This is a genomic window from Mangrovicoccus algicola (genome assembly GCF_014903745.1).
Taxonomy (GTDB): domain Bacteria; phylum Pseudomonadota; class Alphaproteobacteria; order Rhodobacterales; family Rhodobacteraceae; genus Mangrovicoccus; species Mangrovicoccus algicola.
The window spans coordinates 1-19,709 of sequence record NZ_JACVXA010000062.1 but is presented as its reverse complement, the minus strand read 5'-3'; the positions used below and the strand labels follow the sequence as shown (position 1 = coordinate 19,709).

Genomic DNA, 19,709 nt, shown 5'->3' with positions numbered 1-19,709 from the left:
CCGGGCAATGCAAGACGCCCTGCGGCAACCGGGCGCCGGGACAGGGGTTGATCCCGCCCCGGCTTCGGGCGCATCAGCGGGGAAGCCATCGCCAAGACGGAGCCCTGCCTTGGGCAAGACCGACCCCCTCATGTCCCGCCTGACCCGTGCCACCCGGCCGGGGCTGCGGCGGGCGGGCCTGTGGCGGCTGGCGGGCGAGCTGCTGTGGCCGCTCCAGGCCGCCTGCCTGGCGGCGGTGATCGGCGGCTGGGCCACGGGCAAGGGCACCGAGCCTCTGGCGCTGGCCGGGGTGCTGGCGGCGGGGATCCTGCGCAGCCTCGCGGAGGCGCGCGCCCAGGGCCTGGCCGCGCGCACTGCCGCCGCCGCGCTGGAGGCGCTGCGCGCGGAGCTGCTGGAGACCGAGGCCGCGCGGCTCGACCGGTCGCTTTCCTCCGGCACCTTCGCCGCGCTCGTGGTGCAGAAGCTGCCGGCGCTCAGGCGCTACCTGGCGCGCTATCGCCCGGCGCGGATCCGTGTCGCGGTCATCCCGCCCGTGCTGCTGGGGCTCAGCGGGGCCTGCTCCTGGGCGGTGGCGGTGATCCTGGCCCTGGCCGGGCCGCTGATCCCGGTCTTCATGGCGCTGGTGGGCATGGCGGCGAAGGAGGCCAGCGCGCGGCAGATGGCCGAGCTGGGCAACCTGACCACCCTTCTGACCGACCGGCTGGCCATGCTGCAGGACATCCGCCTTCTCGGTGCGGCGGAGCGGACCGCGCGCGATTTCGCCACCCGGGCAGAGACGCTCCGCGCGCGGACGATGGAGGTGCTGCGGATCGCCTTCCTCTCCTCCACGGTGCTTGAACTGTTCTCGGCGATCGGGGTGGCGATGGTGGCGGTCTATGTCGGCTTCTCGCTGCTGGGCGAGCTGAATTTCGGCGCCTGGGCGACGCCGCTGACCCTGTCCGAGGGGATCTTCGTGCTGCTTCTGGCGCCCTCCTTCTTCCAGCCGCTGCGCGATCTGGCCGCCGCCTGGCATGACAAGGCCGAGGCCGAGGCCGTCGCCGCCGAGATCGACGCGCTGACCGCCGCCTCCGCCGACGCCATTCCCGGGGGCATCGCCCCGGCCCCGGCCCTGCCCGGCCCCGCCGCGCTGTCCTTCCGGGGGGTGCGGCTGCGCCGGGGCGCGGCGCTGGTCGACATTCCCGATTTCGAGGCCCGTCCCGGGACGCTCACCGTCCTGTCGGGCCCCTCGGGGCGCGGCAAGTCCTCGGCGCTGATGGCGGCGATGGGGCTGCTCGCCCCCGAGGCGGGGCGGATCGAGGCGGCGGGCCGCCCGCTGACGGCCGAGACCGCGCCGGGCTGGCGGGCGCGCATCGCCTGGCTGCCCCAGGCGATCCACATGCCCGGCGAGAGCCTGGCCGCCTTCCTTGATCCGCGCGGCCGCCGGGGCGACATGGCCGCGGCGCTGCGCCGGGCGGGGGCGCGGGACGTGGTGGCCCACCTGCCCGGCGGGCTGGCGGCGCGGCTGGGCGAGAGCGGGACCGGGATTTCCGGCGGCGAGGCGCGCCGGCTGCTGCTGGCGCGGGCGATCGCCATGTCGCCCGAGCTGGTGATCGCCGACGAGCCGACCGCCGACCTGGACGCCGCCACGGCCGCACAGGTGATCGCGGCGCTGGAAGGACTGGCCGCGGGCGGGGCGACGGTGATCGCGGCAAGCCATGATCCGGCCCTTGCCGCCGCCGGGCGGGAGGTGGCGCTGTGAGACCCCTGGCGCGCGTCCTGCGGCTGATCTGGTCCGCCGCGCCGGGGCTGATGCTGCGCGGCGCGCTGCTGAGCGTCGCGGTGCTGCTGGCCGGGATCATGCTGCTGGGCCTGTCGGGGTGGTTCATCACCGCCACCGGACTGGCGGGGCTGGCCGGGGTCGGCATCGCCTTCGACGTGTTCCGCCCCTCCGCCGGGATCCGCCTGCTGGCGCTGGGGCGTGCGGCGGGGCGCTATGGCGAGCGGCTGCTGACCCATGACGCGACGCTGCGGGCGCTTGCGGGGCTGCGCGTGACCCTGCTGCGGGCGCGGATGCGCGCGGACTGGGAGACGCTGGGACGGCTGCGCCCGGGCCCGGCGCTGACCCGGCTGACCGCGGATATCGACGCGCTGGACGGCGCGGCGCTGCGGCTGGCGCTGCCGGTGGCCGCCGGGCTGGGCGTGCTGCTGGCGACGGCGGCGGGGCTGTGGTGGCTGACCCATTGGAGCCTGGCGCTCATCATCCTTGCCCAGGGCGCCGCGGCGGCGGTGGTCCTCGCGCGGCTCGGCCGCCGCTCGCTGGCCCCCTCGATGCGTGCCGAGCGGCGGGGCCAGGCGCTGCTGCGCGGGACCGTCGCGATGCTGCGCGGCCAGGTGGACATGGCCGTGCATGGCGGGCTGCAGGCGCGGCTGTCGCTGCTGCTGGCGCGGGGCCGCGGGCTGGAGCGGGCCGCGGCGCGGCTGGAGCGGATGTCCGAGCGGGCCGATGCCGGGCTGGGCGTGGTCACGGCGGTGGCGGTGACGCTGCTGCTGCTGCGCGGCGGAATGCTGGTGGAGGCCGGGCGGCTGGGGGCGGCGGCCGCGGCGGTTCCGGTCTTCGCCGCGCTGGCGCTGCAGGAGGCGGTCGCGCTGATCCGGCCGGGGATGAGCGGGCTGGGCGCGATGGCCGATGCGGCGCGGCGCGCCATGGCCCCGCCGGAGGCGGGCGCCGAGACACCTCCGGACCCCGCCCCTTTTCCGGCCCCCGCCCCCGCCGTCATTCCGGGCGGGGGGGCGCAGGGGGCCGGGCTGGTGCTGGAGCGGATCGCTCTTGCCCGCCCGGGCGCCGACCTGCCGGTCCTGGAAAACGTGTCGCTGCGCGTCGCCCCGGGCGAGACCGTCGCGCTGACGGGACCCTCGGGCGGCGGCAAGAGCACGCTGCTGCTGATCGCGGCGGGCGTGCTGGCGCCGCAACGGGGCGAGGTGCGCATCGACGGCCGCCCGGTCGCGGCCTGGGACGAACCGGCGCTGCGCGGGCGGCTGGCGATGCTGCCGCAGCGCAGCCAGCTCCTGGCGGGCACGGTCGCGGAAAACCTGGCCCTGGCGGGCGGGCACGCCGATGCGGCAGAGATGGAGGCGGTGCTGGAGGCGGTCGCGCTGGCGCCGGTGCTGGCCCCGCGCGGCGGGATGGCGGCCCGGCTGGGCGAAGGCGGGGCCGGGCTGTCGGGCGGAGAGACGCGGCGGCTGGCCCTGGCGCGGGTGCTCCTGCGCCGTCCCTCGATCCTGCTGCTCGACGAGCCCACCGAGGGCCTGGACCCTGCGACGGCCGCGCGGGTCCTGGACGGGATCCGCAGGATCCGTCCCGCCGCGGCGATCCTCTGCGCCGCCCACCGGCCGGAGGAAAAGCTCTGGGCTGACAGGGTTTTTCCGCTTTCTTCATGCGACAAAGCGGGTAGTCTTGATTCAGGTCAATCCGCGAATTCCAGAAACGGCGCATAGCGCGCCCCAGGTTAGTTCCCGCACATCGTCGTGCGTCAGGAGGCTGAAATGGACCTAGACATCGTAGAGCTGTCGCGATTGCAGTTTGCAATGACGGCGCTCTACCACTTCCTCTTCGTGCCGCTCACATTGGGCCTGTCGATCCTCGTGGCCATCATGGAGACGGTCTACGTGATGACGAACCGCCCGATCTGGCGGCAGATGACCAAATTCTGGGGCACGCTTTTCGGGATCAACTTCGTTCTCGGCGTCGCCACCGGCATTACCATGGAATTCCAGTTCGGGATGAACTGGAGCTATTACAGCCACTATGTGGGCGACATCTTCGGGGCGCCGCTGGCGATCGAGGGGCTGATGGCCTTCTTCCTCGAGGCGACCTTCGTCGGGCTGTTCTTCTTCGGCTGGGACAAGCTGTCGAAGGTGGCCCATTGCGTCGTCACCTGGCTGGTGGCCATCGGGTCGAACTTCTCGGCGCTGTGGATCCTGATCGCCAATGGCTGGATGCAGAACCCGGTCGGGGCGACCTTCAACCCGATGACCATGCGCATGGAGATGGACGATTTCGCCGCCGTGCTGTTCAACCCGGTGGCGCAGGCGAAATTCGTGCATACCGTCTCGGCGGGCTATGTCACGGCCTCGGTCTTCGTGCTGGGCGTCTCGGCCTGGTACCTGCTGAAGGGGCGTCACCAGGACCTGGCGCGGCGTTCGATCACGGTGGCGGCCTCCTTCGGGCTGGCCTCGGCGCTGTCGGTGGTCGTGCTGGGCGACGAGTCCGGCTATGATGCCGGGCTGAACCAGAAGATGAAGATGGCCGCGATCGAGGCCATGTGGGAGACCGAACCCGCCCCCGCCTCCTTCACCCTGTTCGGCATTCCCGACCGCGAGGCGCGCGAGACCCATTATGCGTTCCATATCCCCTATGTCATGGGGCTGATCGGAACGCGGTCGCTGAATACCGAGATCCCGGGCATCGAGGATCTGGTCGCCGAGGCGGAGGGCCGCATCCGGAACGGCCTCAATGCCTATGACGCGCTGATGGAGATCCGCGGCGCGGGAAATGACGTGACGCCGCAGATGGTGTCGCGCTTCGAGGAAAGCTCTGCCGATCTGGGCTATGCCTTCCTGCTGCTGCGCTATACCGACGATCCGCGCACGGCCACCGAGGCGCAGATCCTGCAGGCGGCCGATGATACCGTGCCGCATGTCTTCCCGATCTTCTGGGCCTTCCGCATCATGGTCGGGCTGGGCTTCGCCTTCATCGGCATCATGGCCTATTTCTTCGTGCGCAGCTCCTTCCGCGGCATGACCTATCCCCGCTGGGCCCTGCGCGCGGCGGTGATCGTCATCCCGGCCCCCTGGATCGCGGCGGAAATGGGCTGGATCGTGGCCGAATACGGGCGCCAGCCCTGGACGGTGGACGGGATCCTGCCGACCGCGCTGTCGGTCAGCCACCTGGGCGTCGGCGAGGTGCTGTTCACCATCGCGGGCTTCGTGGTCTTCTACACGGTTCTCTTCATCATCGAGATGGGGCTGATGCTGAAATACATCCGCAAGGGCCCCGTGCAGGATGCCGAGGAAACCGAAACCTGGATGCGCCGCCACGAGACGCGGCTGGCCGGCCCCGGCGCGGCACCGGCGGAGTAAGACGAGATGATCCTTCACGAACTGATCGATTACGGCACGCTGCGTGTCATCTGGTGGGTGCTTCTGGGCGTCCTTCTCATCGGCTTCGCCCTGACCGACGGCTTCGATATGGGGGTCGGCGCGCTGCTTCCCTTCGTGTCGCGCACGGACCCGGAGCGGCGGCTGGTCATCAACACCGTCGGCCCGGTCTGGGAAGGCAACCAGGTCTGGTTCATCCTCGGCGGCGGGGCGATCTTCGCCGCCTGGCCCCCGCTCTACGCGGTCAGCTTCTCGGGCTTCTACCTTGCGATGTTCCTGATCCTCGCCGCGCTGATCGTGCGTCCGGTGGCCTTCAAGTACCGTTCCAAGCGGGATGGAAAGGTCTGGCGCGAACGCTGGGACTGGGCGCTGTGCGCCGCGGGCGCGGTGCCTGCGCTGGTCTTCGGCGTGGCGGTGGGCAACGTCCTGCGCGGGGTGCCCTTCCGCCTGACCGACACGCTGATGCCCCTCTACGAGGGCTGGGGCTTTCTCAAGCTGCTGGCGCTCCTGAACCCCTTCGCGCTGCTATGCGGGGCGGTTTCGCTGGGAATGCTGCTGGCCCATGGCGCGGGCTGGCTGATGCTGAAGGCCGAGCCGGGCCCGATCACCGAACGCGCGCGCCGGATCGGCTCGGTTGCCGGGACGGTGGCGATCGCGGGCTATGCGCTGGCGGGGCTGTGGCTGCTGGTGCTGACCGACGGCTATCACCTGGCCGCGCCGGGCGTGCCGGACGGTCCGTCCAACCCGCTGCTGTCGGAGGTGGTGAAGGGCGGCACCTGGCTCTCGGCCTATGCCGCGCGTCCCTGGATCGTCATCGCGCCGATCATGGGTTTCGCGGGGATGGGCCTGTCGGTGCTGGGATTGCGCCGCGGCTGGGAATTCGTCATCCTCGCCTCCAAGATCGGCATCCTCGGGATGATCGCCAGCGTCGGGCTGACCATGTTCCCGATCATCCTGCCCTCCTCGATCGCCCCGGATTCCTCGCTGACGGTCTGGGACGCGTCCTCTTCGCACCAGACATTGTTCATCATGCTGGTGGCGACGGTGATCTTCCTGCCGATCATCCTGGCCTATACCGCCTGGGTGTACCGGGTGCTCTGGGGCAAGGTCACCGAGTCCGATGTCACCGACAACGCCAACAGCTACTGAGGAGAAGATCATGTGGTATTTCGCCTGGCTCCTGGGACTGCCGCTGGCCGCGCTTTTCGCGGTGATGAACGCCATGTGGCTCGAACTGCGCGAGGATGCGCGGATGCAGCGCGAGCCTCAGGACCCCGACACGCGCCCCCGGCTCTGAGCCGGGGCCCCGCAGGGGCTATTCACCGGCAGGGGTAGCATGGTATGACCTTCCCGCAGGCACCGCATGGACATCCGTCCGCGGCGGGGCCGGGGGAGGTCATTTCCATGCCAGACATCCGGAAATCCGTCCGATGATCGCGGCACCGCCCGCTTCCCGCCTGCGGGGCTGGTCGCTGCGTCTGGCCGGGATCTGCGCGGCGATTTCCCTGCTGGACCTGGTCCTGGGCTGGGGGCTGGGCATCGATTTCCTCGTGCGGCTGCGGCCGGGTTATCCGGCCATGGTGCCGGCGACGGCGCTCTGCCTGCTGGCGGGCAGCATCGGGGCGGTGCTGCGGGCGGGGGACCGCAGCCCGCGCGGCGTGGCGGCCTGCGGGCTTGCCATCCCGCCGCTGGTCCTGGCCGGGCATGTGGCCCCGGCGCTGGACATGCATCCCGACATGCTGTCCGCGGCCACGGCGGCGGGGTGCCTTGCGGTGGCGGCCAGCCTGCTGGCGCGGGTGGACCGGCCGCGCGGCGCCCGGCTGGCGCTGAACGTCCAGACGGTCGGGATGTGCGTCACCGCCGTCCCGCTTCTGGGCTATGCCTTCGGGGCGCCCGCGCTTTTCGCCAACCCGCTCTATACCGGCATGGCGCTGCATACCGCGGTCTCGTTGGCGGTGCTGCTGATCGCGCTGCTGCTGCTGACGCCCGGGACCGGCTGGATGGCGGTGGTCACCGCCCCCGAACGGGGCAGCCAGATGCTGCGGCGCCTGCTGCCGGTGCTGGTGCTGGGGCCCGTGGCGCTGACCGGCCTGGCGCTGGAGGCGTCGCGGCGGGACCTTCTGGCCCCCGACCTGCGCGCCGCCGTCCTGACCTGCGCGATGATCGGCGTCTCGGTGGCGGCGGCGACCTATTTCGCCCATCTGGCCAACCTGTCGGAACGCCGCGCGGCGGAGGCGGAGCGGCGGCGGCAGGCGGCGGAACTGGCCATGGAGCGCGGCCAGCGGGTGGAATCGCTGGGCCGGCTGGTCGGCGGCGTGGCGCATGACTTCAACAACACCCTGGCGGTGATCCTGGGCAATCTGGAACTCCTGCAGAGCGACCCCGACAGGACGGCCCATGACGGCTATATCTCGGATGCCCAGAATGCCGCCGGCCAGGCGGCGCAGCTGACCCGGCAGCTTCTGGCCTATGGCCGCAAGTCGCGGCTGGAGCCGGTGCCGGTGGTGCTGGACCGCCTGCTGCCGGAAACCCTGCGGATGTTCGAGCGGCTCTGCCCGGCCAATGTGGTGCTGGAGCGCGGCTTCGCCGCGCCCGGGGCCGTTGCGGCGCTGGACCCGTCGGGGGTGCAGCAGGCGCTGCTGAACCTGCTGATAAATGCCCGCGACGCCCAGCCCGGCGGAGGCGAGATCGCCGTCGCCACGCGGCTGCAGGAACTGGGCGAGGAGCAGCTGGCGCTGTTTTCCCAGCCAGAGCGGCTCTGGCCCGGGCGGTTCGTCACCGTCACCGTCACCGATCACGGCCCCGGCATGGATGCGCCGACCATGGCGCTGGCGACCGAACCTTTCTTCACGACCAAGCCGGTGGGCGAGGGCACGGGGCTGGGCCTGTCCGTGGCCGCGGGGTTCTGCCGCCAGTCGGGGGGCGGGCTGGCGCTGTCGCGGGCGGAGTCGGGCGGTCTCGCCGTGACCATGGTCTTTCCGGTGATCCCGGCCGCCGCGGCACAGGGCGCGGCCCCCTTGCCCGCGCCGGGGGCGCGGCCGGGGCCGCACCGGCCGCGGCGCATCCTGCTGGTCGATGACGATCTGCAGGTCGAGAAGGTCATGGCCCGGCAGCTGCGCCTGGACGGGCACGAGGTGCAGATCCGCCACGATGCCGCCGCGGCGCTGCGTCTTCTGGAGGAGGGCTATCGTCCGGACCTGGTCATCACCGACCTGGCCATGCCCGGCCAGATGCAGGGCCGCGCGCTGGCCGCCGCCATCCGCGAGCGGCTGCCGGAGCTGCCGGTGGTGCTGATGTCGGGCTACGGACCGCCGGCGCGGGCGACCGGCGAACCGGCCGAGATCTTCCTGCAGAAACCCGTCGCCTGGCCGGTGCTGCGCGAACTCGTCGTCACGCTTCTGCCCGGCGAGGAGACGGGCCGGCTGGGCGGATCCGCGCAGTCCTGAGGCGGCCGTTCCGATTTCCTTTGGCGCGGGCGCGCGGCGGGCGTAGCCTGCCTGCCATGCGCCTTTCCGTTCCCCTCCCCGCCGGGCCGAGCCGGGCCGAACGCATCAGCGACGGCGTCGTGCATGTCGTCGGGCTGGCCCTCGCGCTGGTTTCGGTGCCGCTGCTGATCGCGATGACCGCGATTCACCGGGCCGAACCCGCGGCGCTTCTGGCGGCCTCGGTCTACGGGGCCACGCTGATCCTGATGCTGAGCTGTTCGGCGCTGTACAACATGACCGACAGCCTGCGCTGGCGCGGATTGCTGCGGCGGCTCGACCATTCGGCGATCTATGTCAAGATCGCCGGGACCTACACGCCCTTCACCCTGCTCTCCGGAGTGCCCGCGACGGGGCTTCTGGCCGGGCTCTGGGGGTCCGCCCTGGCGGGGGCGCTGCTGAAGATGATCGCGCCGGGGCGGTTCCGGTGGCTGGCGCTTGCGCTGTATCTGGGCATGGGCTGGGCGGCGCTGTTCGCCGGGGGCGCCATGCTGGAGGCCCTGCCGGCGCGGGTCACGGCGCTGATGGTGGCCGGCGGGATTGTCTATACCGCGGGCGTGGCCTTCTACCTGCTGGAGCGGCTGGCCTTCCACACCGCGATCTGGCACCTCTTCGTGCTGGCAGGCAGCGCGCTGTTCTTCGCCGCGGTGGCCCATGTCCTGGCGGGGCTGCCGGGGCCGGCGTGATCCGCTCAGCCCGGCGAGGCCCGCATGCCCGCCGCCACGAATTCCACCACATCCTGCAGCATGCGGTCGCCCTCCCCCCCCGGAAGCGGGCCGTCGCCGATCCCCTCGGTCAGTTCTCCCAGCCGGTTCGTGTCGGAGAAGGCGTAGAGATAGGCGCCGACCATCAGCGAGACCCGGTGATAGACGCGGCGCGGCGGCAGATCCGGCAGCAGCCGCGCGAAAGCCTCGGCATAGGCGCGGGTGGAGGCCTGGTAGACCTGGCGGCGCAGGGCGAAGGCGATTTCCTCGGGTTCCATGTGCAGCCGCGAATGGAGCCGCAGGAAGGACCGCCCCTGCGCCGTGTCCAGAAGCGCCGCGGTCGGTTCCAGGAAGGCGCGGACCAGGTCCTCGACGCAATAGCCGCCCGCCGCCTCCAGCGCCGCCAGCCGCGCCATGCGATCCTCGGTGATCTTCTCGGCCCGCCGCAGGAAGACCGCGCGGAACAGCGTCTCCTTGTTGGAGAAATAGTAGTTGATCAGCGCGGGCGTCGCCCCGATCCGCTCGGCCACATGGCGCATGGCGGTCCCGGCAAAGCCGTTATCGGCGAACATCTGCTCCGCCACGTCGAGGATCGACTCCGACAGGTTCGTCTGTCCGCCCGGGCGTCCGGGTCCGTTTCGCTTCTTGGCCATGATCCGATCCATTTCGATCCTCCTTAGGCCAAACCGGCGCGGCCTGTCTCAGTTTTCTTCCACCCATGCAGCGGCCGCCCGATCCTTGGGCAGATGCTGCATCTTTCCGCCCATCAAACGGGCATCCGGGCCACGGACGGGGCATCGCCCGGGTGGCTCAAGATTTAAATAGATATTTAATTAATTTTTCACTACCCAGAAAACGTCAACAGGCGGGGGCCGAGTCGGCGCCCGGAAAAAGAGGCAAGACAATGAAACTCAACGCATTTGCGACAACCGGCGCGGCGGCGCTGGTCTCTTTGGGCATGGCCGCAGGACAGGCGGGCGCGCAGGACCTGCCGCAGGTCACCATGCAGGCGCTGGCCGGGAGTGTCGGCGGCGTGCCGATGATGATCATGGAAAACGAAGGGCTGGACGAGAAATACGGCTTCGACGGGGTCTTCGAATACCTGCCCCATGAAGGCGCCTTCCAGAACTTCCTGATGGGCAAGTCGCAGATCTCGATGGACAATGACGTGCTGGGCGTCTCCATTGCCCGCGACGAGGGGTTCGAGGTCAGCGCCTTCTACCCGGTGGGCAACCTCTACCTGGGCATCGTCGTGCCGGGCGGATCCGATGCGCAGACCCCCGAGGACCTGATCGGCAAGAAGGTCGGCCATTTCGGGTCTGACAGCGGCACCACCACCTTTTTGCGGCTGATCGTGCAGGAGATCTACGGCTTCGACGTGCTGGAGGAATACGAGTTCTCGCAGGTCGGCCCGGCGGCTCTGGTCAACCTGCTGGAGGCCGGGGAGGTCGACGCGATCTTCGATTTCGAATCCTTCGTCAGCGAGGCGATCACCCGCACGGACGGGCGCTACCTGCTGCAGGCGCACCAGGCCTATTCCGAACATACCGGCGGCTTCGCGCCCTGGATCACCAACATGGTGGCGCAGGATGACTGGCTGAAGGAGAATCCCGAACTCGCCTATGCCGTGCGCGACGCCTATGACGAGGCCATCCGGATGCTGGAGGACTCGGATTACGAGATCCTGCGCAAGCCCTATATCCGCGAGAATCTGGGCATCACCAGCGACGCGGTGCTGGACACGATGATCGAGAACGGCCGCGCGACGCCCTATTTCACCTCCGACTGGTCGGCGGAGAAGATCGGCCAGGCCGAGGAATTCCTGGGCAAGCTGGCCGAGGACGGAACGCTGATCCAGAACGTGCCCGACGGCGTGATGATCACGCTCGAGGACTATCTGGGCCCCAGGTCCTGAGCAGGGCGCGGAGAGACACGCGATGCGCCTCTCGGAAAAACGGGCATGGTCGGCTCTGGCCATGCTCCTGCTCCTGCCCGCCTGGTGGATCGCCCACCGCAACACCACCTTCATCGCCGATCCGGTCGAGGTCTTCGCCCATCTGCCGGGCTTCCTCGCCGATCCCGGAACCTGGCTGAATATCGGCGTGACGCTCTGGCGCGTGGCGGCCGGGCTGGCGCTCGGCGTCGCGGCGGGGGTCTTCGCCGCCTTCGCGATGCGTCACAGCCGGGTGCTGCGCGAGGTGCTGGGCTATTACGTCACCGCCGCGCTGCGCACGCCCAGTGCCATCGCCGCGATCCTGGCCGTCGCGATCTTCCGCGGCAACGAGGCGGGCTATGTCGCGGTCGTGGCCTTCATCACCTTTCCCTACATGGCGGTGGGGCTGCGGGACGGGCTGGAAAGCGCCGATCGCGAGCTCGAGGAACTGGCGCAGATCTACCACCTGGGCCTGTGGCGGCAGATCCGCCACATCACCGCGCCCTTCGTCGCGCCCTTCCTCTTCTCGGCGCTCAGGAACGCCCATGCGCTGGCCTGGAAGGTGATCGTGGTGGCCGAGATCTTCGGTGCCGCGCGGACCGGCTTCGGCGCCGCGTTCGAACATGCGTGGAACTACATGCTGATGGTCGAGGTGCATCTGTGGCTGCTGGTCTTCATGGCCATCGTGCTGATCGCCGAATACGGCGTGATCCGGCGGCTGGAAACCTTCGTCTTCCGGTGGCGCGGATGAGCGCCGCCCAATCCCATCCCGACAGGAGCCGTCCCGTGACATCCTCCGATACCGTTCTGAAAGTCGTCGACCTGGGCGTGTCCTATGGCGGCAGCCCGGCCATCTCGCGGCTGGATTTCGAGATCCGCCGCGGCGAGTTCGTCGCCATCCTCGGCCCCTCGGGCTGCGGCAAGTCCAGCATGCTCAACACCCTCTCGGGGCTGATGGCCCCCACCCGCGGGCGCGTCGTGGTCGATGGCGACGAGCTGTACCTGCCGCGCAGCCGCGACCCACGGCTGGGCTACGTGTTCCAGGCGCACCGGCTGCTGCCGTGGCGCACGGTGCGGCAGAACCTGGAACTGGTGCTGTCCGCCTCCGAGGTGCCGCGCGAGACCTGGGAGGCCCGCATCGACGAGATCCTGGAGATCCTCCATATCTCGCAATTCAAGGACGCCTGGCCGATGCGCCTGTCGGGCGGCCAGCGCCAGAGGGTGTCCATCGCCCGCGCCCTTCTGGTCGATCCGTCCTACATCCTGATGGACGAGCCGCTCAGCACGCTCGACGAGGTCACCGCGCGGTCGCTGCGCCAGGAACTGACCGGCATCTGCCAGCGCACCGGCGCCACCGTGGTCTTCGTCACGCATTCGATCCGCGAGGCGGTCTATCTGGCCGACCGCATCCTGATCCTGACCCGCGGGCCCTCGACCATCTTCGAGGATTACCACGTCCCGATCGAGCGCCCGCGCGACTATGACGATGCCCGCATCCGCGAGGTGGAGGCCGACATCATCCGCCGCATCCAGGTGCCCTGGGGCCTCGACATGCCTCAAACCACGGAGCGCCGGAGTGCCTGACATGACCGCCAAGACCCTGCCCCTCGCACGGCTGCGCCTGCTCCCGCCGGGCGGCCCCGGTGCCGGGCTGCCCGGCCTGGTGATCGCGCTCGGTTCCATGCTGGTGATCTGGCAGCTGGGCGCGATTGCCGTGCGTCCCTGGATCCCGACCCCGGCCGATACCGCCGTGGAGATCTGGGCCAATCTGCAATCGCCGGAATTCTGGCTGGATTTCCGGCTGACCCTGGCCCGCGTCCTGGGCGCCTTCGCGCTGGCGACGCTGGCCGGCGCGGCGGTGGGCATCCTGATCGGGCTGTCCGAACGCGCCGAGGCGTTCTTCCAGCCGCTGCTGGCGCTGGCGCTGGCCGTGCCCGACCCGGTCTACATCATCTTCGCCATCCTCGCCTTCGGCACGGGCGAGGTCGCGGGCTTCGTCGCGCTGACCGTCGCGGTGACGCCCTTCGTCTCAAATATCGTGCGCTCCTCGGTGCGGGCGCGCGATACCGGCCTGGACGAGATGGCGCGCATCTACCGGCTGCCGCGGGCCGCCGCGCTGCGCCACCAGCTACTGCCGCAGCTCGTGCCCGCACTGCTGACGGCCGCCCGCTTCTCCTTCGCGCTGTCGTGGAAACTGGCAGTGGTGGTGGAGGCGATCGGCCAGCCCGACGGCATCGGCGCCTCGATCTTCGAGAGCTTCCGCCTGCTGAGGATGCGCGAGGTCGCGGCCACCGCGATCATCTTCATCCTCGCGATGCAGCTTCTGGAACGCGGCGTGCTGGGCCGCGTGGAAAAACGCCTGCTGGGCTGGCGCGGCTGAGCGCCCGCCCCCGGCACACGGAAAACAAGGAAAGAGATCATGAAAGTCGGAATCATCGGCGGCGGCATCGGCGGCGCGGCCCTGGCGCGCGCGCTGCTGGCCCGCGGCATCGAGACCGCCATCTTCGAGAAGGCCCCCGCCTTCGGCGAGGTCGGCGCGGGCGTGCAGATCACCCCCAACGCGGTCAAGGCGATCAAGGGCATCGGCCTCTACGACGGCTTGCTGGCGCGGGCCTTCCATCCGCAGGCCATCGTCGGGCGCAACTGGCAGAGCGCGGCGGAGAATTTCCGCATTCCGCTGGGCGAGGAGTTCCGCGCGCATTACGATGCGCCCTTCATCCATATCCACCGCGCCGACCTGCTGGAGCTGTTCACCGAGGGGCTGCCGCCGGGCATCTGCCATTTCGGCCTGACCTGCACCGGGGTGGAACAGACCCCGCAGGGGGCGCGCGCGCTGTTCGATGACGGGTCGAGCTTCGAGGCGGACGTGATCGTCGGGGCCGACGGGGTGCGCTCGGCCGTGCGCGGCGCGGTCTTCGGCGAAACCGCGATGCGCTGGACCGGGCACATGTGCTACCGCGCGCTGGTGCCCACCGGCGGGGTGGTCGACCATGTCAGCCCCGACAGCAGCTTCTGGATGGGGCCCAATGCCCATGTCGTCACCTATTACGTGAAGGGCGGCGAGATGGTGAACATCGTCGCCGTGGCCGAGGCCTCCGAATGGGTCGCCGAAAGCTGGAGCACCCGCGCCAGCCGCGAGGAGATGCTGGCCCGGTTCGAGGGCTGGCACGGATCGCTGGGCCGGCTCTTCGCGGATGTCGACGAGGTCTTCGCCTGGGGGCTGTTCGACCGCGACCCGATGGAAAGCTGGGTCCGCGGCCATGTCACCCTGCTGGGCGATGCCTGCCACCCGATGCTGCCCTTCCTGTCCCAGGGGGCGGGCATGGCGATCGAGGATGCGCTGGTGCTGGCCGAGGCGCTGGCCGGGATGCCGGGCGACATCCCGCAGGCGCTGGCGCGCTACCAGGCGGAGCGGCTGCCGCGCACCGCGCGGGTGCAGCTGGAGGCGCGCGAGCGCGGCCGGACCTATCACCTGCCCACGCCCGAGGAGATGGCGGCGCGCGATGCCGAATATGCCCGCCGCGCGCGGGAGGAGCCGCGCACGACCGGCATCAATACCGACTGGGTCTATGACTACGACCCCCGCGCCTTCGCCGCCGCCCCGGCGCCGGAAACCGCCTGATGCCGCGGGGGCCGCGCCCGCGGCGGCCCCCCGTCCCTGCCCGCCCTGCCCCGATCCCGGGCATTCCCGGTCCCCGGCGGGGCACGATCGGCCGATCTCCTGCCTCGTCCCGAGGTTCCGCTTGACCCGCCTGCCGGATTCACGCGACATGTTGCGCGCCGAGCCACCGTCCCCGCATCCGGACCGCCAGGCTGACCCTGCCGTCCGTTCCTGCCTCTTCCGGTGCCGTGCCCATGACCCTGCCGCCATGTTCCCGCCCTGCGGGTCCGCCATGACCTTCTCGCCGCGCATGACCGCCGAGATCCACGCGATCCATGTCGTCCGTCCGCTCTGCTGGCGGCGCTGGCCCGGCGTGGTCGCCGATCTGTGGCAGGTCGAATGCGAGGCCGGCAGCCGCGGCTATTACCGCTCGCCCGATCCGCGCGTCATCGTCTTCCTCGACGGGCCCTGCCCGGGGATGGAGCTGCGCCTGCAGGAACAGGCCGCGCCGCTGGACGGGATCGGGGCGTTCTACATGCCGGCGGGATGCCCGATGTGGAGCCGCATGCGCCGGGCGCAGCCTTTCCGTCATCTCGACATCCACCTGCGCGACGACATGCTGCGCGCGCGCATGGCCGGGATGCAGGCCGAGTCCGCGCTGGAGGCGCCGGTGATGCTGCGGGACGCTGCGGCGCTGCTGCCGCTGGCGCGGCGCATCGCGGCGGAGGTGGAGCGCCCGTCCCGCCCCGACCCCGCGCTCGACGGGCTGCTGACCGCGCTTCTGGCCGATCTCTTCGACCTGGGCCGCCCGGCGCCGGGCGGATTGCCCGCGTGGATGATGCGCGAGCTCGCGGCCTTCGTCGCCGCCAATATCGGGCGCCGGATCGCCGTTCCGGAACTGGCCGCCATCGCGCGCATGTCCGAAAGCTGGTTCTCCCGCCGGTTCCGCGAGACGCAGGGCATGACGGTGCAGGCCTGGTTGCTGCGCCAGCGGGTGGAGGCCGCGATGGCGCGCCTGGAGGCGGGACAGGCGGCGCTGGCCCAGATCGCCGCCGAGACGGGATTCTCCGACCAGGCGCACATGACCCGCGCCTTCCGCAGCCTCCATGGCCGCACCCCCGGCGAGATCAGGCGCGGTCACTTTCACGGGATCGGTTCAACGGGGGACGGACGCGTTCAAGCCGCCCCGCCTATTCCGAGTTAAAAGCTCGGAAAACAGATCGGACCTCCCATGACCACACCCCGCACCCGTGCATTGCTGGCCGGTGCCAGCCTTGTCTGCCTTGCCGCCGCCGCCCAGGCCCAGTCCACGGCCGACCTGATCGTGCTGGACAACATCGTCCTCACCGGCCGCGGCGACCCGCTGGATCCGGTGGATGGCTATGTCGCCCCCTCCTCGCAGACCGCCACGAAAAGCGGCACGCCGCTGCTCCAGACGCCGGCCTCCATCTCGGTTCTGACCGGCGAGCAGATCGAGGACCAGGGCGGCACCAACCTGGGCGACGTGCTGGGCTATACCTCGGGGGTGACGGCCCAGCCCTTCGGCACCGACCCGCGCTTCGACGCGCCCAGTATCCGCGGCTTCGGCGGCGAGAACGCCCAGTACCTCAACGGGCTGCGGCTGCTGCGCGAACTGGGCTCGCCCTCCTTCGAGATCTACTCGCTGGAACGCATCGAGATCCTGAAGGGCCCGTCCTCGGTGCTCTATGGCTCGGGCACGCCGGGGGGCATCATCAACCAGGTGCAGAAACGCGCGCAGGGCGTCGATTTCGGCGAGGTGGGCATCGGCTTCGGCGATCCGAAGGCGACCGAGGGGTTCATCGACGTGAACCGCACGCTGGGCGACAACCACGCGGTGCGCGTGACCGGCGTGGTGCGCGAGACCGAGGAGGATGTCGAGGACCTGACCAACGAGCGCGGCTATGTCGGCCTGGCGACGCGGTCGGATCTGGGCGAGGGCGTGACGCTGCAATTCCTGGGCTCCTACCAGCAGGACAACCCGATCACCCCGGCGGGCGTACCCTATGACCTGGTGGGCAAGGCCGATGACGAGGATCTGCGCGAGTTCTACGCAGGCGACCCCGACGATGACGAAAGCGACCGCGAGGTGCTGAACCTGGGCTTCGAGCTGGAACAGGATTTCGGCAATGGCTGGGCGCTGAATTCGGGCTTCCGCTACCAGAAATTCGACTGGGACTATACCGGCTTCTACGTCAACAACACCGTGGCCGACGGCGACACGATCACCCGCGGCGGCAACCACACGGTCGAGGACAGCGAGACGCTGAACATCGACACCCGCCTGACCGGCGAGGTCTCCACCGGCGCGGCGCTGCACCGGCTGCTCTTCGGGCTGGACGTGCGCCAGTACGATATCGAGGAAAGCACCGATTTCCTCACGGCCGACAGCATCAGCTTCTCGGACCCCTCCTATGGCGGCGCCAACCTGTCGGCGCCATGGTTCTCCTCGACCGACGACCTGACGCAGCGCCAGATCGGCGCCTATGTCCAGGACGAGATCGAGATCGGCGCCCTGAGCATCTCGGCCGCGCTGCGCCATGACTGGGTGGAGATCGAGGGCGAGAGCTGGACCAACTTCGCGGGCACGACCTATATCGACCAGTCGAGCGAGTCGACGACCGGCCGGCTCGGCGTCTCCTACCTCTTTGCCACGGGCATCGCGCCCTATCTGAGCTATTCGACCTCCTTCGATCCGGTGGTCGGCACCGATATCGACGGCAGGGCCCTCGATCCCACCGAGGCCGAGCAGTGGGAGGCCGGGGTGAAATACCAGCCCGCGGGCTATGACGCGCTGTTCACCGCCGCGGTGTTCCGCATCGACCAGAGCAATGTCTCGACCTCGGTGACCGAGAACGGCATCACCGGCACCCGCCAGCTGGGCAAGGTCCGCTCCGAAGGCGTCGAACTGGAGGCGGTGGCCAGCCTCGCCGAGGGCTGGAACCTGCGCGGCGCCTATACCTGGCTCGATACCGATATCCGCGAGGGCGACAACGAGGGGCATGACCTGCGCAACGCGCCGGTGCACAATGCCAGCCTGTGGCTGAACCGCGAATTCACCGGCGGTGCGGTGGACGGGCTGACGCTGGGCGGCGGCGTGCGCTATATCGGCGAGCGTTACGGCGACGATGCCAACCTGTATGCGCTGGAGGATGTGACGGTGTTCGACCTGCAGGCCGCCTATGAGCTGACCGAGAACGCGCATCTGTCGGTCAATGTCACCAACCTGACCGACGAGGCCTATGTCGCCAATTGCGGCAGCTTCGGCTGCTATTACGGCGACGGGCGCACGCTGCAGGCGAAGCTGACCTACAAGTGGTGACAGGCGGCGGGCTGACACGCCGCGCCCTTCTGGGCGCGGCGGCGGCCGCCACGGTCGCGGGCCGGGTCCGGGCGGCAGCGCCCGGGCCGCGGCTTGCCGCGATCGACTGGGCGATGCTGGAAACCGCGGCGGCGATCGGGGCGATGCCGGTGGCCGCCTGCGAATTGCTGCGCTTCCGCGAGGATGCGGTGGAGCCCGCCCTGCCCGGCTCCGTCACCGACCTGGGCCTGCGCAGCGCGCCGAACATGGAATTGCTGCAGCTGGTGCGCCCCGAGCTGATCCTCTCCTCGCCCTGGTATGCGCCGATGGCGCCGCGCTTCGGAACCATCGCGCCGGTCCTGTCGCTGCCGGTCTATGTCCCGGGGGAGTCCCCCTGGCCCCATGCCATTGCCGCGCTCCATGCGCTGGCGGAGCGGCTGGACATGCCGCGGGCCGCAGAGGCGGCGGCCGCGGCGGCGGCGCATGATCTGGCCGGGCTGGCCGCGCGGCTGGCGCCTTTCCGCGACCGCCCCGTCTATGTCGCCGATATCGGCGATGCCCGGCATTTCCGGGCCTTCGGCGCCGACAGCATGTTCGGCGCGATCCTGGGCGAGCTGGGGCTGGAGAATGCCTGGACCGGGGGCTCGCGCTATGCCTTCGCCGCCCCCGTCCCGATCGAGCGGCTGGCCGAGCGGCCGGAGGCGCGCATCGTCACCGTCTCGGGCATCCCGGTTCTGGCCCGCCGCGCGCTGGAGACCTCGGTCCTGTGGAACCGCATCCCCGCCGTGGCCGAAGGACGGCTCCTGCATCTGGCGCCGGTCAATCCCTTCGGCGGCGTCCCCGCCGGGCTGCGCTTTGCCCGGCTGCTGGCGGCGGGGCTCGGCGCATGAGCGCGCGTCCGGCTCTGGTCCTCGGGCTCTGGGCGGCGATCGCGGCGGGGCTGTGGACGGCGGCGGCGCTGGCGCTGATGCCGCTGCCCTGGCCCGCCCCGCCCTTCGATCCCGACACGATGACGCTGGACCGGATCCGCCTGGCCTTCGGGCTGATGCCGCGCGGCGCGGTGGCCCTTCTGGCGGGGGCGATGCTGGGCCTGTCCGGCGCGCTCCTGCAGGAGGTGCTGCGCAACCCGGTGGCCGACCCGTCGGTTCTGGGCATTTCCTCGGGCGCGATGCTGGCGCTGATCGCCGCCACGCTGTTCGCGCCGGGGCTGCTGGCGGCGGGGCGCTGGCCGGTGGCCTGTGCCGGGGCCGCGATCGCCGCGGCGCTGGTTCTCGGTCTCGGCGCGGCGCAGCGGTTCGAGCCGGTCGCGCTGGCCGTGGGCGGGATGCTGGTCTCGCTCTTCGCCTCTGCCGTGGCCACCGCGATGACCCTGGCGCAGGGGCAGTACCTGTTTTCCATGGTGGTCTGGACCGGCGGGTCGCTGGTGCAGACCGGATGGGGCCCGGCGCTGGGGCTGGCGGCGATGCTGGCGGCCTGCGGCCTCGGCGCGGCGGCGGTGCTGCGGCCCCTGCGGGTGCTGGGGCTGGGCGCGGCC

Annotated in this window: 17 protein-coding genes; 16 read left to right on the top strand and 1 reads right to left on the bottom strand. The window is 70.6% G+C overall.

Going from position 1 to position 19,709, the window contains the following annotated elements; translation table 11 throughout:
• Positions 1 to 109 precede the first annotated feature (109 nt).
• From ICN82_RS16925 to trhA, 7 genes are all read left to right on the top strand, one after another.
• A complete protein-coding gene (locus ICN82_RS16925) occupies positions 110 to 1,738 on the top strand; it encodes an ATP-binding cassette domain-containing protein (protein ID WP_226898558.1) in 1,629 nt (542 codons plus the stop codon).
• Positions 1,735 to 3,474, top strand: coding sequence for an amino acid ABC transporter ATP-binding/permease protein (locus tag ICN82_RS16920; protein ID WP_193185084.1), 1,740 nt, complete (start codon positions 1,735 to 1,737; stop codon positions 3,472 to 3,474). The genes ICN82_RS16925 and ICN82_RS16920 overlap by 4 nt, the downstream gene beginning before the upstream one ends.
• Before the next feature lie 48 nt (positions 3,475 to 3,522).
• Complete coding sequence (locus ICN82_RS16915; protein WP_193185081.1) at positions 3,523 to 5,118, top strand: cytochrome ubiquinol oxidase subunit I; 1,596 nt, start codon at positions 3,523 to 3,525, stop codon at positions 5,116 to 5,118.
• 6 nt (positions 5,119 to 5,124) lie between these two features.
• Positions 5,125 to 6,285, top strand: coding sequence for a cytochrome d ubiquinol oxidase subunit II (gene cydB / locus ICN82_RS16910; RefSeq protein ID WP_193185078.1), 1,161 nt, complete (start codon positions 5,125 to 5,127; stop codon positions 6,283 to 6,285).
• Between the two features lie 10 nt (positions 6,286 to 6,295).
• Positions 6,296 to 6,433 (top strand): cytochrome bd-I oxidase subunit CydX, encoded by a 138-nt coding sequence (gene cydX, locus ICN82_RS16905; protein ID WP_193185075.1) that lies wholly within the window; start codon positions 6,296 to 6,298, stop codon positions 6,431 to 6,433.
• 133 nt (positions 6,434 to 6,566) lie between these two features.
• A complete protein-coding gene (locus ICN82_RS16900) occupies positions 6,567 to 8,582 on the top strand; it encodes a response regulator (protein WP_193185072.1) in 2,016 nt (671 codons plus the stop codon).
• Between the two features lie 56 nt (positions 8,583 to 8,638).
• Complete coding sequence (gene trhA, locus ICN82_RS16895; RefSeq protein WP_193185069.1) at positions 8,639 to 9,304, top strand: PAQR family membrane homeostasis protein TrhA; 666 nt, start codon at positions 8,639 to 8,641, stop codon at positions 9,302 to 9,304.
• Between the two features lie 5 nt (positions 9,305 to 9,309).
• On the opposite strand, the gene ICN82_RS16890 is transcribed toward trhA, so the two are convergent.
• The gene (locus tag ICN82_RS16890) at positions 9,310 to 9,975 is read right to left on the bottom strand and encodes a TetR/AcrR family transcriptional regulator (protein WP_226898557.1); all 666 of its coding nucleotides are present in this window, start codon (positions 9,973 to 9,975) and stop codon (positions 9,310 to 9,312) included.
• Between the two features lie 251 nt (positions 9,976 to 10,226).
• Here ICN82_RS16890 and ICN82_RS16885 point away from each other — a divergent pair, with 251 nt between their 5' ends.
• From ICN82_RS16885 to ICN82_RS16845, 9 genes are all read left to right on the top strand, one after another.
• Entirely contained in the window at positions 10,227 to 11,237 is a 1,011-nt protein-coding gene (locus ICN82_RS16885; protein ID WP_193185063.1) for an ABC transporter substrate-binding protein, read from the top strand.
• Between the two features lie 22 nt (positions 11,238 to 11,259).
• Positions 11,260 to 12,006, top strand: coding sequence for an ABC transporter permease (locus tag ICN82_RS16880; RefSeq protein ID WP_193185061.1), 747 nt, complete (start codon positions 11,260 to 11,262; stop codon positions 12,004 to 12,006).
• A gap of 35 nt (positions 12,007 to 12,041) precedes the next feature.
• Entirely contained in the window at positions 12,042 to 12,839 is a 798-nt protein-coding gene (locus tag ICN82_RS16875) for an ABC transporter ATP-binding protein (RefSeq protein ID WP_193185059.1), read from the top strand.
• Between the two features lies 1 nt (position 12,840).
• On the top strand, positions 12,841 to 13,635 hold the full coding sequence (locus ICN82_RS16870; RefSeq protein WP_193185057.1) for an ABC transporter permease: 795 nt from the start codon (positions 12,841 to 12,843) through the stop codon (positions 13,633 to 13,635).
• Between the two features lie 39 nt (positions 13,636 to 13,674).
• The gene (locus ICN82_RS16865; protein ID WP_193185055.1) at positions 13,675 to 14,877 is read left to right on the top strand and encodes an FAD-dependent monooxygenase; all 1,203 of its coding nucleotides are present in this window, start codon (positions 13,675 to 13,677) and stop codon (positions 14,875 to 14,877) included.
• A 271-nt stretch (positions 14,878 to 15,148) separates the two neighbouring features.
• Entirely contained in the window at positions 15,149 to 16,060 is a 912-nt protein-coding gene (locus ICN82_RS16860) for a helix-turn-helix domain-containing protein (protein ID WP_193185053.1), read from the top strand.
• Positions 16,061 to 16,087: 27 nt separating this feature from the next.
• The gene (locus ICN82_RS16855) at positions 16,088 to 18,196 is read left to right on the top strand and encodes a TonB-dependent siderophore receptor (RefSeq protein ID WP_193185051.1); all 2,109 of its coding nucleotides are present in this window, start codon (positions 16,088 to 16,090) and stop codon (positions 18,194 to 18,196) included.
• Positions 18,190 to 19,065, top strand: coding sequence for an ABC transporter substrate-binding protein (locus tag ICN82_RS16850; protein ID WP_193185049.1), 876 nt, complete (start codon positions 18,190 to 18,192; stop codon positions 19,063 to 19,065). The genes ICN82_RS16855 and ICN82_RS16850 overlap by 7 nt, the downstream gene beginning before the upstream one ends.
• Positions 19,062 to 19,709 (top strand): iron chelate uptake ABC transporter family permease subunit (locus ICN82_RS16845; protein ID WP_193185047.1); only part of this gene is annotated, 648 nt, incomplete at its 3' end. The genes ICN82_RS16850 and ICN82_RS16845, both read left to right, overlap by 4 nt.

Bases quoted from the DNA above. Each gene is read 5' to 3' on its own strand.
- ICN82_RS16915 (WP_193185081.1), top strand. From the start codon at position 3,523: ATGGACCTAGACATCGTAGAGCTGTCGCGATTGCAGTTTGCAATGACG.
- cydB (WP_193185078.1), top strand. From the start codon at position 5,125: ATGATCCTTCACGAACTGATCGATTACGGCACGCTGCGTGTCATCTGG.
- cydX (WP_193185075.1), top strand. From the start codon at position 6,296: ATGTGGTATTTCGCCTGGCTCCTGGGACTGCCGCTGGCCGCGCTTTTC.
- ICN82_RS16900 (WP_193185072.1), top strand. From the start codon at position 6,567: ATGATCGCGGCACCGCCCGCTTCCCGCCTGCGGGGCTGGTCGCTGCGT.
- trhA (WP_193185069.1), top strand. From the start codon at position 8,639: ATGCGCCTTTCCGTTCCCCTCCCCGCCGGGCCGAGCCGGGCCGAACGC.
- ICN82_RS16890 (WP_226898557.1), bottom strand. From the start codon at position 9,975: ATGGCCAAGAAGCGAAACGGACCCGGACGCCCGGGCGGACAGACGAAC.
- ICN82_RS16885 (WP_193185063.1), top strand. From the start codon at position 10,227: ATGAAACTCAACGCATTTGCGACAACCGGCGCGGCGGCGCTGGTCTCT.
- ICN82_RS16880 (WP_193185061.1), top strand. From the start codon at position 11,260: ATGCGCCTCTCGGAAAAACGGGCATGGTCGGCTCTGGCCATGCTCCTG.
- ICN82_RS16870 (WP_193185057.1), top strand. From the start codon at position 12,841: ATGACCGCCAAGACCCTGCCCCTCGCACGGCTGCGCCTGCTCCCGCCG.
- ICN82_RS16865 (WP_193185055.1), top strand. From the start codon at position 13,675: ATGAAAGTCGGAATCATCGGCGGCGGCATCGGCGGCGCGGCCCTGGCG.
- ICN82_RS16860 (WP_193185053.1), top strand. From the start codon at position 15,149: ATGACCTTCTCGCCGCGCATGACCGCCGAGATCCACGCGATCCATGTC.
- ICN82_RS16855 (WP_193185051.1), top strand. From the start codon at position 16,088: ATGACCACACCCCGCACCCGTGCATTGCTGGCCGGTGCCAGCCTTGTC.